This window comes from Brucella sp. HL-2, from assembly GCF_025846885.2.
Lineage (GTDB): Bacteria > Pseudomonadota > Alphaproteobacteria > Rhizobiales > Rhizobiaceae > Brucella > Brucella quorumnocens.
The window spans coordinates 195,352-208,511 of the sequence record NZ_JAOYTK010000004.1 but is presented as its reverse complement, the minus strand read 5'-3'; the positions used below and the strand labels follow the sequence as shown (position 1 = coordinate 208,511).

The window sequence follows — 13,160 nt, the reverse complement described above, 5'->3', positions numbered from 1 at the left end:
AGAATTGATATGGCCGATTTCGATCTGGTTTTACAGGGAACCGTTGTGCTGCCCGACCGCGTGGTGGAGCGCGGTTATGTGGCGGTGCGCGATGGCAAAATCATCCAGTTGGGCACCGGAACACCGCCTGAAGCCAAGGAGCGTCACCTATTGGGCGAAGCGCTCATCATGCCGGGCGCGATTGATGCGCAGGTGCATTCGCTATCGCAGAAAAATCAGGAAGATTTCATCTGGTCAACCCGCACAGCAGCAGCAGGTGGCGTCACGACGATTGTTGATATGCCTTATGACGAAGGCGATCTGATCTGCTCGGCAGCGGCGGTGGAACGCAAGATCACCCATGCCGGAAAGCAGGCTTTTGTCGATTTTGCTCTCTATGGCACGATTGACCCGCTTGAAGGTGCCAAGCGTATTGCTGAGCAGGCGGAAGCAGGCGTAGCAGCGTTTAAGTTCTCGACCTTTGGCACCGATCCGAAGCGCTTCCCGCGCATCAATCCGCCGCTTCTGGCAGAGTGTTTTGCGGAAGTGGCGAAGACCGGACTGACCGCTGGCGTGCACAACGAAAATGACGAATATGTGCAGTCGGCGATGAAGAAGGTGAAAGAAGCGGGCATTACCGATTATCGTGCGCATGGTATGTCGCGTCCACCGCTGACCGAACTTCTCGCCATGACCGAGATTTATGAGATAGGTGCTGCAATCGGCTGTCCGGCGCATGTCGTGCATTGCTCGCTTGGTCGCGGTTATGAAATCGCCGCATCTTACCGTGCGCGGGGGTATCAGGCGACGGTTGAGTGCCTCATCCACTATCTGATGCTGGATGATGAAAATGACGCCAAGCGTCTTGGCGGTCGTTCCAAGTGCAACCCGCCGCTGCGCCCGCGTGCGGAAGTCGAAAAGCTCTGGCGTGAACTGGCCAATGGCAATGTAACGCTGCTCTCGACCGACCATGTGAGCTGGTCGCTTGATCGCAAAACCAATCCGGACATGTTGGCCAATGCATCCGGCCTGCCGGGCTTGGAAACGCTCATCCCGCTGTTCGTGAAGGGTGCGATGGAACGCGGCGTGTCGCTGTCATGGGGTGCCAAACTGATGGCAGAGAACCCTGCCAGGCATTTCCGCCTTGATCATATCAAGGGCGCTCTGACGCCGGATCGCGATGCTGATATCACCATCCTGACACCTGAAACATATATCTACGATGCGGCCTCAACGGGCAATAATGTTGCTGGATGGTCGCCTTTCGACGGGATAGAGCTGCCCTACAAAGTGGCGGCAACCTATGTGCGCGGGCAAAAGGTCTATGACGGCAAGAACGTGATAGCGGAGGCTGGCTTTGGCCATTTCGTTCGCCCGCCACTTCGCCATATCATTGCAGGGCATGCATAATGAGCACCAATCTGCCGGTTCGGGCGATACGCATCGCGGAAGATCTCGACGCGCTGGCCGCCATTACCGAGCCGGGTCGCCCGTGGACACGGCGCGTGTTCTCGCCGCTTTATCTCGAAGGCCGCGCCTATCTCGAAAAGCGCATGCGGGCGGCGGGTCTTGAAACCCGTATTGATGCGGCTGGCAATCTGATCGGCCTTCGCAAAGGTAAAAGTGTCGGCAAAGGCGTGATCATGCTCGGATCGCATTCCGATACGGTACCGGAAGGCGGACGTTTCGACGGCATTGCGGGTGTGGTCACGGCTTTGGAAGTGGCGCGCGCGCTGAGCGATCACGGTATTGAGCTTGATCACGATCTTGAAGTCGTTGATTTTCTCGCAGAGGAAGTCAGCCCGTTTGGTGTTTCCTGCATTGGTAGTCGCGGCATGACAGGCCAGTTGCCAAAGGAATGGCTGGATCGGGTCAGCGATGGGCGCACGCTTTATACAGCTTTTGGTGAGGTCGGTGGCGATGCAGGCATTGTTCTAAGCCAGAGCCGTCCTGATCTTGCAGCGTTTCTGGAGCTGCATATCGAGCAGGGGCCGGTGCTGGAAACCGAGCATGTAGATATCGGCATTGTCACCGCGATTGCCGGTATCAGCCGCTTTGAAATCATCATCGAAGGCCGTGCTGATCATGCAGGCACTACGCCGATGGGACAGCGTGCCGATGCGTTGGCCGCGGCGTCCAAGCTGGTGCTGGAAATCAACGAAAAGGCTTTTGCACTGGCGGCAACGCCGGGGCATTTCACGGCGACTGTCGGTGAGTTCCGCATTGAGCCGAATGCTGCCAATGTGGTGCCATCAATGGTGCGATTGCTGATCGACGCACGGGCAGAATATCGCGATGATATGCTGAATTTTGCCGCGTGGCTTGATCAGGCTTGTGTCAAACGTGCTGAGTCCGATGGTGTAGCAATTGCCGGTGTTAATCGCGTTTCGGATAACAATCCGGCGCCAAGCGATGCGACTGTGCTGACACATTTGGAGCAGGCTTGCGACAAGGTCGGTGCCACGCATCGTCGTCTCGCATCCGGTGCAGGTCACGATGCGGCATGGCTTTCGAAAGTTACGCCTACGGCGATGATTTTTGTGCCGAGCAAAGGCGGGCGCAGCCATACGCCGGAAGAATGGACAGAAAACAGCGAAATTACCTTGGGCGCCGCCGTGCTTTATGAAGCAGTGCTGACGCTCGACAAAACGCTGACAAAATAACGAACAGGCAGGAGAAGCTGAATGGGACGCATACTCGTTGAGAAAGACGTTGAAGCCGCGGTCAAGGGTGGTTCTGTTTACGCGGCTGGCGGCGGTGGTTGGGCAGATCATGGCCGCATGTTGGGCTATGCAGCGGTGAGCATCGGCAAGCCGGAATTGGTTTCCGTCGATGAGTTGGATGACAATGACTGGATTGCAACTGCTGCAGCCATCGGCGCACCGGCTTCCACTACGCCGTGGGAAATGCAGGGCGTTGATTATGTCAAGGCTGTCGATCTGTTGCAAAAAGAACTGGGCGAGCCGCTCAAGGGCCTGATCATCGGGCAGAACGGCAAATCCTCGACGCTCAATGGCTGGTTGCCGTCGGCTATTCTCGGTACCAAGGTTGTCGATGCCGTGGGCGATATCCGAGCGCATCCGACCGGCGATATGGGTTCAATCGGCATGGCCGGTTCGCCTGAACAGATGATCCAGACCGCTGTTGGCGGTAATCGCTCTGAAAACCGCTATATCGAGCTGGTGGTCAAAGGTGCGACCGCGAAAGTCTCGCCAATCCTGCGTGCGGCTTCCGATCAGTCGGGCGGCTTTATCGCTTCCTGCCGCAATCCGCTCCGCGCATCTTATGTGCGCACCCATGCAGCGCTCGGCGGTATCTCGCTGGCTCTGAGCCTTGGCGAAGCGATCATCGCTGCCGAAGCTAAGGGCGGTCATGCGGTGATTGATGCGATCTGCAAGAACACTGGCGGACATATTCTGGCGGAAGGTGTGATCACGGAAAAGAACGTGGTCTATACCAAGGAAGCCTTCGATATTGGCACTGTGAAGGTTGGCAATGGCGATAAGGCCGTGACGCTGCACGTGATGAACGAATATATGGCGGTGGATGACAAAGACGGTCAACGCCTGGCGACATTCCCGTCCGTTATCACCACGCTTTCCGAAGAAGGCCATCCTTTAAGCGTTGGCGAATTGAGAGAGGGCATGAAGATTTTCATCCTGCATGTGCCGATGAATATCATCCCGCTCTCAGCCAGTGTTCTGGATGCCAGCGTCTACCCTTCGGTTGAAAAAGCCATGGGTATTGAAATTGCGAAATACGTGCAGGGAGTGAAGTAATCATGCCAAAGGCAAATCCACGTCACCCAAACTTCCCAATTCCGGGTGGCCCAGAACTTCGTGCCAAGGGTTGGCGTCAGGAAGCGCTGCTGCGCCTCCTCGAAAATGTGCTTTCTGTTGGTGAGGATCCTGAAAACCTGATCGTCTATGCCGCACTCGGCAAGGCTGCGCGTAGCTGGCCTGCGCATCGCGCCATCGTCAAGACGCTTCTGGAAATGGATGAGAACCAAACATTGCTCATCCAGTCGGGCAAGCCGGTTGGCCTGATGAAAACCCATGCCAAGGCACCACTCGTCATCATGGCGAATTGCAATATTGTCGGGCATTGGGCAAAGGCCGAATATTTCTACGAGCTACAGCGCAAGGGTCTGATCTGCTGGGGTGGTCTGACCGCAGGCGCATGGCAATATATTGGCAGTCAGGGCGTTATTCAGGGCACCTATGAAATCTTCATGCGGATCGCGCAGAAACGTTTCGACGGTGATCTGGCCGGACGCTTTATACTTACCGCCGGCCTTGGCGGCATGGGCGGCGCGCAGCCGCTGGCTGGTCGTATGGCAGGGGCTGCAATCCTCTGTGTGGATATCGATCCTGAACGCGCCAGAATGCGCAAGGAAATTGGTTACTTGCAGGAAATCGCGCCTGATCTTGATACGGCGCTTGCCATGATCGATCAGGCGGTTAAGGAAAAACGCGCTCTGTCGGTTGGTCTTGTTGGCAATGCGGCGGAAATCTATCCGGAAATCGCCCGTCGCGGCATCGTGCCGGATATCGTTACCGATCAGACCTCGGCGCATGATCTGGTCTATGGCTATGTGCCAAAGGGCATGAGCCTTGATCAAGTAAAAGGCTTGCGCGAAGACGGCCATGGCCAGCTGATGACGGCAAGCCGTGCCTCAATCGTTGAGCACGTGACGGCGATGTTGGACTTCCAGAAAAAGGGCTCGGAAGTGTTTGACAACGGCAACCTGATCCGCACGCAGGCGCGGGAAGGCGGTGTTGAAAACGCATTCGATATTCCGATTTTCACAGAAGCTTACTTACGCCCTCTGTTCGCGCGAGCCATCGGCCCGTTCCGCTGGATGGCGACCTCCGGTGTAGAGAGCGATATTGCCAAGATTGATGATGTGTTACTGGAAATGTTTGCAGACAATCACATCGTCACCAACTGGATCAAGCTTGCGCGTGAATATGTGCCATTTGAAGGTCTGCCCGCACGCATTGCATGGCTTGGTCATGGCGAACGCACGGCGCTGGCACTCCGCGTCAACGAGATGGTTGCATCAGGTGAACTCAAAGGCCCTGTTGCGTTCTCACGCGATCACCTTGATGCTGGCGCTATGGCGCATCCAAATATCATGACCGAAGGCATGAAGGATGGTTCTGACGCCATTGCTGACTGGCCGCTGATCGACGCGATGATGCTCTGCGCATCGATGGCTGATCTTGTGGTCGTGCATTCGGGTGGTGGTGGCTATGCCGGTTACATGACCAGTGCGGGCGTGACCGTGGTGGCTGATGGTACGCCGGAAGGTGCTGAGCGCCTTGAACAATCGCTGACCAACGATACGGCGCTTGGTGTTATTCGTTATGCCGATGCGGGCTACGAAGAGTCTTTTGACGAAATCGCCAAGAAAAACGTGCCTTACATTCCGCTCGTCTAAGCTATCGGTTCGTGCGGAAACGGGGAAAAATCTCCATTGAGAGATAGTCTTCATCGAAACTGGAGATATGAACCAGAGCGGCACGGTTGAGAAATTCAACCGTGTTGTTTCGAAATGTCAGTAAATCGTCGCTTCGCAATTCGCGTAACATCCGATTGATATGTATCGGCGTAAGTCCGAGTGCATCGCCAAGTTCTGATTGAGTAAGGGGGCAGAAGAAAAGGTCCTCATTTCCTGTTCCGTTCAATCGTGCGCGATGACCAAGCTCCAACAATAGATGGGCCACGCGTACGAGGGCGCTGCGCCGTCCGATGCTGATAATATGTTCCACAAGGATTGCGCGCTGTCTCGCCATTAATTCCATGAAGGTCATGGCGAGGCGGGGGGATTTTGACAGACATTCTGTGAGATGGTCCAGAGAAAGCTCGAAAACCGAAAGTTCAGTGACCGAGATCAGAGTATAATAATTAAATCCGATTCCGGTTCTGAAACCGAGAAAGTCACCCTTCATCGGAAAGTCGAGAATCTGCCGGTCGCGGTCAGCGAGATCGCGGTAGATGCAGCCCCACCCCCCTTTAATGATATGAAGAGAATTAGCCCAATCACCTTGACTGCTGACAACAGTATGAGGCGCGTAAGTTTTGACAGACACTGGAAGTGAATTGATGATGCCGAAATCGCTCTCTTCAAAGACCGCACCGATTGGGGGGCTTTCGAGGAAATGGCGAAATGTTTTTGCGTCGTCAGTACTGACCGCCATTGGCACATATCCATATAAGTGATGGTTTGCCTGATTCTCACGCCGTCCATTTTTCTAGGGAGTAGACGTTCCACTAAGTGTCAGGGAGCGCATTTGTTTTGGCAAGGTAGTAATCTCTACCACTAATTGCGTAGATGTCTGAGCTTTTACTAAACCATATTTCCCGCAAGTGCTTAATCTAGGTTAATGACATTGTGATAAAATTCAGGCAGTCTTCTAATCAATAAAAGCAAAAATAAGAATTGATTACGGGGTTATAAATATATCTCACTGAAATCAAAAACAGGCGGCCGTTGCTTTTCAGTCATCGTGACATGAGAACGATTGAACTGTGCGCTTAATTCGGCTTTGAGGGCGAAAAAATGAACGTTTCTCCGCATTTCAATAGCGTAAGCAGTGAAATAAGAAATAATAGTCACATTGTGGCGAAAGATTCAGCAAATAAATCGGAAGATTCATTCGACAGTTTGTTACCATTGCTTGTTATCATCGACAACCGTGCGTTGGATCGTGAATGTCTGGCACATGGGCTAACCAACCACAGTATAGAGATGTCGATTGCGACATTCAGCTCCTTCGAGCAATGGCAGCATCAACGCCGGGGACGGACTGTAAGTGCCGTACTTTTTAATATAGGCGGTCAAAAAGTTTCGGATCCTGCAGTAGGCAATTATCTGAACCGTATAGTCAGTGACTGCGCACCCGCACCAGTCATTATTCTGGCGGACAAAGAGGAAATCTCCCAGGTCCTCAAGGCGCTCGATTATGGTGTAAGGGGTTATATTCCAACATCCGTCAATGTGAATGTATGTGTGGAGGCTTTGCGGCTGGCCATGGCTGGAGGAACCTTTGTTCCTGCAAGCAGTGTTCTTGCACTTCGTCACGCGACTGATCCCAACTCGCACCGGATTCAGCCGTTAGGCGGCATGTTTACCCAGCGTCAGGCTGAGGTTGTTAATGCGTTGCGTCGTGGCAAGGCAAACAAGATTATCGCCTATGAACTCAAGCTTCGGGAAAGTACCGTTAAAGTTCATATTCGTAATATCATGAAGAAACTGAAGGCGTCCAATCGCACAGAAGTTGCCTGCATTATCAACGAACTGTTTCCGTCGGAAACATCCTTTTCCGACATCCATTAAAGCCCTTACGGGTTCGGTAAAACAGCTTCGTCACAACGCAGAGCCTTTTCTCTCAAAGGAGACTTTTTGTGATTATCTCCGACGTTTCATCAGGAAACGCGCGGCAGCCTCTGGCTGACGTGCTAGAAACTATAAAACGCAGAAAGACGCTACTTATCGTTCCGGTGGTGGCGGGGGCCTTCATCGGGTTTGTAGGTTATCTCACAGCGCCGGTAAGTTACGTTTCAGAATCCGTTCTTGTGCTTGATATGCGACGTGTACAAGCACTTCCAAACGAGAGTGCTATCACCCCACTACCTCAGGATAGTCCTGTTCTGCGTTCTGAACTCGATATCATCAGTTCACGTATGATGGCACGTAAAGTTATAGACATTCTACAAGCTGAAAATATCGTCGTGCCCACTGAGTTCCGCTCACGCACGGTGCTTTCTTCTGCATCGGATAGTGTAACGCGGGAGCGTGAAGCACGCGATGTAGACCCTGTAGCGCGCGAACGCCAGAGGATTGATCTTTTGCTTTCACGCCTACGCGTAAACAACGATGGTCGATCCTATACAATATTCATTTCATATCGTGCACCAGACCCCATTTATGCAGCAAAGGTCGCCAATGCATTCGTAACGGCTTACCTTGATCATCAGATCGATGTGCAACAATCGGCTGCGCGACGTGTGAGTGAATGGCTTGGGGAGAAGCTCGTGACGTTGCGCAGCAATCTTGAAGACGCCGAGCGCGCTGCTGAAGACTTCAGACAAAAATCGCGGCTCGCTGGAGATCCAGGACAGATCAGTTTTCAGGCTCAACGTGTTGCTGCACTAAACACTGAAATCGTTGCGGCAACAGGCGCGGTATCACTTGCAGAAGCAAGGCTTAGCACAGCTGAGTCTCTGAAAACAAACAATGAAGCGCCCGCTATGACCGAAGTGTTATCCTCACCGGCAATCCAGACACTTCGCAATGAGCAAGCGCGTGTCGAGCGCCAACTCGATGAGCTGAGGTCCAATGGAGCTTTGAAAAGCTCTGAAATCCCGGTTCTAACCGCTGAACGGGAAGCGCTCAAGCAGCAGATTACAGCCCAGGTTGATGAAATCACAAAAAGTCTAGGTAACGAGATTCAAATCGCTCGACAACGACGGCTAGGGCTCGAAGAAGCACTCAAAACCGCAGAGCTCGAACTTGGCGATGCTAATCAGGCTCAGGTCAAAGCAGTGCAACTCGACCGGGAGGCCAATGCCAGCAGGACTGTTTATGAGAGTTACCTAACGCGCTACAAACAGCTCATTGAGCAAGATGGCATTGCAGTCCCTGAAGCGCAGATGATCTCTGCTGCAGAACCAGCAATGGCCAAGGCGGGGCCTAATCTCGCAAACTGGTTGTTACTTGGTTTGGGACTGGGTGGACTGGCCGCGCTTCTAGGCACCGTTTTGAGAGAAACTTTCGATAAAATTCGTCCCGCTCAGACGGCGTCTTTTATACTGCCCGGAATTCCCGCAGCGACCCTGCTTCCATTGACGCGGCAACTGACTGTGCCGATGCTCGTCAATCGTGGGCTCGATCCAGCGACCGCTTTCGGACGAGCGATCAAATCAGTTCATGATCGTCTGCGTTTGCTGACACGTGGGAGAGATTCACTCGCTCTTTCAGTCGTGTCTCTGACAGACAATGAGGGGAAAACCCTTCTTATTACAGCGCTAGCCCAACAGTTTGCGGCATCAGGTATGGCCGTGGCTGTCATTGATGCAACCAACCGGCATTCGAGGCTATCGGAAGCTTTCGGACTTCCTGAAAATGAATATGGTGTGACGTCATTTGGCCGGGTTCTTCCGGGGGCAACTCTCATACATGACCACAGTTCAGGAATTGACATCATAACCCCTGGAAAGCAATTGCAAGAGGGTGAATGGCTAGCAGACCTCATAGCCCAACTCCGCTTGGACCATAAAATTATACTGGTGGACCTACCGGCAGTGATGGAGGATAAGCGCTCGCTCCTTCTATCTCGAGCTACTGACACTGCAATTCTAGTGGTCCAGCCGGATCGAAAGGATCAGCATGCGAACCTGGCGCTCATACAAACAATGGCGTCTTTAGGACGTAAGCCAGCGCTTGCAGTCGTCAATCAGGTCTCAACTAGCTATCGCAACTGGATCAATATTGCTTTTGCGTATTGTCGTCCTGGCGCCAGAAAAGCTGGCAGATTTCTGCAAGCAGCAATAGCGCGGCGCAATCAGTCCGGGGCTGACAAAATGCAAGATCAGGCGTGAGGCAATAAAATGGTTTATAGACTTAATCAATTCCGGTTGAGCGCCCACTTCAAAGCAGCGATGTTGTCGGGATTTATCGCTATTGGGGCGAGTAATGAGGCCTTGGCACAAGGCCAGGCATATCTCGTTAGTCCCAATGATGTTTTGCAGGTCACAGTTTACGGCCAACCATCTCTAACCGGCCTTTATCCGGTCGATGTGGATGGCAATATTGGCTATCCGGTTGTGGGCAACATCAATGTAAGCGGCCTGACAACCCCACAAATCAGCGAAAAGATTGCCAGTTCGTTGTCCGAACATATTCCGGGACTCACTGTAACCGCAGCGATCAATCAATATGCGCCGGTGTTTATCGTTGGAGACGTCAAAGCACCCGGTAAATATGAATTTCGTCCGGGAATGGTTGCGCTTGAGCTTATGGCTTTGGGAGGAGGTGCCGGAAAAGGTGAAGCCCCAGCAGTCACGGCCGGCATGCAACTCATTTCCGCGCAACAAGAATATGCTGATTTGCAAATGCAGATCACAACGACGAATATTCGTAGGGTTCGTCTTCAAGCTGAACTCAATGGAACTGAGTTCAAGTATGAATTACCCGATTCTACCCCAGCAAATAAGCAGGCTGCTGCACTCAGCCAGCATATGCTTGATGGTGAAAAGACGCTGTTTGATGTCCGTCGCAATAATCTCGCAGCCGAACGTCAGGCATTGGAAGCGCAGTCGGCAAGTTATGGAGATGAGATCGAGACACTCCAGCAGAGCATCAAACTTCACGATGCTGAAATTCAGCTTCTGCAGGAAAATGTCGATTCAAGTAAATCTCTCGTCGATCGCGGTCTTGCCGCAAAATCCAATCTTCGCGATATGGAACGCGATCTTTCAGCAACGCGGCGCGATGCACTGGAGTTAGGGTCGTTTTTGGCCCGGGCAAGACAAAATCAACTCGCAGTACAACAGCGTATTGCTAATCTTGAGGAAGTCCGGAAAAGCGAAGCTGCTGGTAGTCTACAGGAGCTGGATCTCAATATTGCCCGTATGGAATTGCGCAGCAATGCGCAACTTCAGACGATGGCCGAAATCGCCAAATCTTCAGGCAACATTTCATCTTCAGACATGCGTCAGAAACTGGTCTTTACAATCAGTCGGAATGTAAACGGCGCATTTGCGGACATCGTCGGCAACGAACGCACCGAGATCAAGCCTGGTGATATTTTGCGTATCGAATTGGACATGAGCAAATTAACTGGTTCACCTTCATAAGTTTAAACTATCACGGATTCCAACAAGGAAGGCGCCTCCCACGAAAAAGGAGGCGCCCATTGTTGTTTTAATGACAGTGAAATTTGTGGCTCAAGCCGCAACTGGTGCGGTGATGTTTTGAACCCAGTTCCGATAAACTTCTTTGATGCCATCATTCAAACGGATACGCGGTTTCCATCCAAGTGCATGCATGAGCGAAGTGTCGAGGAGCTTGCGCGGAGTTCCGTCTGGTTTAGTCAGATCATGTTCCAGCTTGCCTTCAAATCCGACTACGTTCGCGATCGTCAGAGCAAGTTCCTTGATCGAAATTTCTTCTCCAGTACCGATATTTATAGGCTCGATGCTATCGCTGAAACGCAACAGATGCACACAGGCATCAGCAAGATCATCCACGTGCAAGAACTCACGTAATGGCGTACCGCTTCCCCACAGCGTTATATGATCACTGCAATTGATTTTTGCTTCATGGATACGACGCATTAATGCCGGTAATACATGTGATGTATGAGGATCAAAGTTGTCGTTGGGTCCATAGAGGTTTGTAGGCATTGCCGTCATAAATTGGTTGCCGAATTGGCGAGAACATGCCTGAGCGTACTTCAGCGCCGCGATTTTCGCGATTGCATAGGCTTCATTGGTTGGCTCTAAAGAGCCAGTCAGTAATGCTGGCTCATGCAAGGGCTGAGGAGCATCGCGGGGATATATACAGCTCGACCCAAGCCAAAGCAGACGTTCTACATTTGATAGATGTGCCGCACGAATAACATTCATGCCAATGGCCAAGTTGTCGTACAGAAAGTCTGCCGGGTATTGTGAGTTGGCCAGAATTCCACCAACGCGGGCGGCAGCTACGATAACGACATCGGGCTTATGATGAGCGATATATTGCTCTGTCTGACTTTGTCGCGTGAGATCAAGATCGCTATGGGCGATACTAATGACGTCACAATCCACAGTTTGAAGCCTTCGCAGGATAGCTGATCCCACCATGCCGGTATGACCAGCAACGAACACCTTTTTTCCTGAAAGCGAATAGACAGGACGAAGCTTATCATTAGCCGTAGAAATCATTGCGTCCAGCCTCTCGCATAATGTTGCGCATATCCCAGTCGACCATTTCGCTAACAAGACTTCCAAACCCCGTCGTATGTTCCCATCCAAGTCTGTTCTTTGCTTTGGATGCGTCGCCCAACAGGAAATCAACTTCATTGGGACGGAAATAGCGCGGGTCAATCTCGATGAGACATTTACCTGATCTTCGATCAACACCGATTTCTTTGATACCGTCACCGTCCCACTCGATCTGTTTGTCAACAGCGTTAAACGCCAGCTCAACAAATTCGCGCACGGTATGGGTTTCCCCTGTGGCAAGCACGTAGTCGTCCGCCACATCTTCTTGCAGAATTCGCCACATCCCCTCAACATAGTCACGCGCGTGGCCCCAGTCACGGCGAGCATTAAGATTACCCAGACGCAGCTTTTCCTGAAGTCCTCTTTCGATTGCTGCGACCGCGCGCGTGATCTTACGTGTCACGAAGGTTTCGCCACGCAGAGGACTTTCATGATTGAATAAAATGCCATTGGAGGCATGAAATCCATATGCCTGACGATAGTTGACGGTTGTCCAGTAGGCGAAAAGTTTTGCCGTTGCATATGGGCTTTGTGGGGCGAATGGCGTTTGCTCACTCTGCGCGTGGGGGGAGCTGTTTCCAAACAGTTCTGATGTCGAAGCCTGATAAAAGCGACATGATTTGCCAAGTCCAAGAATCCGTATGGATTCAAGCAACCTCAATGTGCCGAGCGCATCTGTATTAGCAGTATATTCAGGTGTTTCGAAACTGACCTGAACGTGGCTTTGTGCACCGAGATTATAAATCTCGTCGGGGCGAACTTCCTGAATGACCCGGCAGAGATTGGTCGCGTCTGTTAGATCGCCAAAATGCAGGCGAAATCGGATATCCTCTTCATGTGGGTCCTGATAAAGATGGTCGATGCGAGCGGTATTGAATGAAGAAGATCGTCGCTTAAGGCCGTGGACTCGATATCCTTTCTTGAGCAGTAGCTCACTTAAATAGGCGCCATCTTGTCCAGTTACGCCAATGATGAGAGCTGTCTTTTCCTGCAAGGTCTTCCCTCCGGCCAGAATTGAATACAGCCATGATAGCGATTTAGATACCCAACTAAACGACTTCAAAACGGTAATACAGACGCCAAGTATCCCTCTTTGGATGAACATCAATTCGCATTGAACATCCCCTCATTCGACCAAAGAGGTATGTCTCTCGCCCGCTGTCTGTGTTCCCTATGCCATTGGGCTC

Annotated in this window: 10 protein-coding genes; 7 read left to right on the top strand and 3 right to left on the bottom strand. The window is 52.0% G+C overall.

Annotated features, from left to right (window positions below):
- Positions 1 to 9: 9 nt before the first annotated feature.
- Genes ertD through ertB form a run of 4 tightly spaced genes read left to right on the top strand, consistent with a single transcriptional unit; the run spans position 10 to position 5,422 of the window.
- Positions 10 to 1,389: a hydantoin-5-propionate amidohydrolase gene (gene ertD, locus OIV19_RS08860; RefSeq protein ID WP_264231319.1), complete on the top strand. Its 1,380-nt coding sequence runs from the start codon at positions 10 to 12 to the stop codon at positions 1,387 to 1,389.
- Positions 1,389 to 2,642, top strand: coding sequence for a Zn-dependent hydrolase (locus OIV19_RS08855; protein ID WP_264231318.1), 1,254 nt, complete (start codon positions 1,389 to 1,391; stop codon positions 2,640 to 2,642). The genes ertD and OIV19_RS08855 overlap by 1 nt, the downstream gene beginning before the upstream one ends.
- Before the next feature lie 21 nt (positions 2,643 to 2,663).
- On the top strand, positions 2,664 to 3,758 hold the full coding sequence (gene ertC, locus OIV19_RS08850; protein WP_264231317.1) for a thiohydantoin desulfurase: 1,095 nt from the start codon (positions 2,664 to 2,666) through the stop codon (positions 3,756 to 3,758).
- 2 nt (positions 3,759 to 3,760) lie between these two features.
- Positions 3,761 to 5,422: a thiourocanate hydratase gene (gene ertB / locus OIV19_RS08845; protein ID WP_264231316.1), complete on the top strand. Its 1,662-nt coding sequence runs from the start codon at positions 3,761 to 3,763 to the stop codon at positions 5,420 to 5,422.
- Between the two features lies 1 nt (position 5,423).
- Here ertB and OIV19_RS08840 read toward each other — a convergent pair whose 3' ends face one another.
- Positions 5,424 to 6,182 (bottom strand): Crp/Fnr family transcriptional regulator, encoded by a 759-nt coding sequence (locus tag OIV19_RS08840; RefSeq protein WP_264231379.1) that lies wholly within the window; start codon positions 6,180 to 6,182, stop codon positions 5,424 to 5,426.
- A gap of 362 nt (positions 6,183 to 6,544) precedes the next feature.
- Here OIV19_RS08840 and OIV19_RS08835 point away from each other — a divergent pair, with 362 nt between their 5' ends.
- The 3 genes from OIV19_RS08835 (at position 6,545) to OIV19_RS08825 (ending at position 10,842) form a co-directional block, all read left to right on the top strand.
- Positions 6,545 to 7,321 (top strand): response regulator transcription factor, encoded by a 777-nt coding sequence (locus tag OIV19_RS08835; protein WP_264231315.1) that lies wholly within the window; start codon positions 6,545 to 6,547, stop codon positions 7,319 to 7,321.
- Between the two features lie 68 nt (positions 7,322 to 7,389).
- Positions 7,390 to 9,585 carry an exopolysaccharide transport family protein gene (locus tag OIV19_RS08830; protein WP_264231314.1) on the top strand — a complete coding sequence of 732 codons (2,196 nt, stop codon included), beginning with the start codon at positions 7,390 to 7,392 and terminating at the stop codon, positions 9,583 to 9,585.
- A gap of 9 nt (positions 9,586 to 9,594) precedes the next feature.
- Positions 9,595 to 10,842, top strand: a complete 1,248-nt coding sequence (locus OIV19_RS08825) for a polysaccharide biosynthesis/export family protein (RefSeq protein ID WP_264231313.1) — start codon at positions 9,595 to 9,597, stop codon at positions 10,840 to 10,842.
- Between the two features lie 90 nt (positions 10,843 to 10,932).
- Here the strand turns inward: OIV19_RS08825 and OIV19_RS08820 are convergent, their stop codons facing one another.
- Both OIV19_RS08820 and gmd read right to left on the bottom strand, forming a co-directional pair.
- Positions 10,933 to 11,913 carry a GDP-L-fucose synthase family protein gene (locus OIV19_RS08820; RefSeq protein ID WP_264231312.1) on the bottom strand — a complete coding sequence of 327 codons (981 nt, stop codon included), beginning with the start codon at positions 11,911 to 11,913 and terminating at the stop codon, positions 10,933 to 10,935.
- On the bottom strand, positions 11,897 to 12,967 hold the full coding sequence (gene gmd, locus OIV19_RS08815) for a GDP-mannose 4,6-dehydratase (protein ID WP_095448063.1): 1,071 nt from the start codon (positions 12,965 to 12,967) through the stop codon (positions 11,897 to 11,899). The genes OIV19_RS08820 and gmd overlap by 17 nt, the downstream gene beginning before the upstream one ends.
- Positions 12,968 to 13,160 lie beyond the last annotated feature (193 nt).

Excerpts from the sequence above, each read along its gene's own strand:
- OIV19_RS08855 (WP_264231318.1), top strand. The coding sequence starts at position 1,389 with ATGAGCACCAATCTGCCGGTTCGGGCGATACGCATCGCGGAAGATCTC.
- OIV19_RS08820 (WP_264231312.1), bottom strand. The coding sequence starts at position 11,913 with ATGATTTCTACGGCTAATGATAAGCTTCGTCCTGTCTATTCGCTTTCA.
- OIV19_RS08835 (WP_264231315.1), top strand. The coding sequence starts at position 6,545 with ATGAACGTTTCTCCGCATTTCAATAGCGTAAGCAGTGAAATAAGAAAT.
- ertB (WP_264231316.1), top strand. The coding sequence starts at position 3,761 with ATGCCAAAGGCAAATCCACGTCACCCAAACTTCCCAATTCCGGGTGGC.
- ertD (WP_264231319.1), top strand. The coding sequence starts at position 10 with ATGGCCGATTTCGATCTGGTTTTACAGGGAACCGTTGTGCTGCCCGAC.
- OIV19_RS08825 (WP_264231313.1), top strand. The coding sequence starts at position 9,595 with ATGGTTTATAGACTTAATCAATTCCGGTTGAGCGCCCACTTCAAAGCA.
- OIV19_RS08840 (WP_264231379.1), bottom strand. The coding sequence starts at position 6,182 with ATGGCGGTCAGTACTGACGACGCAAAAACATTTCGCCATTTCCTCGAA.
- ertC (WP_264231317.1), top strand. The coding sequence starts at position 2,664 with ATGGGACGCATACTCGTTGAGAAAGACGTTGAAGCCGCGGTCAAGGGT.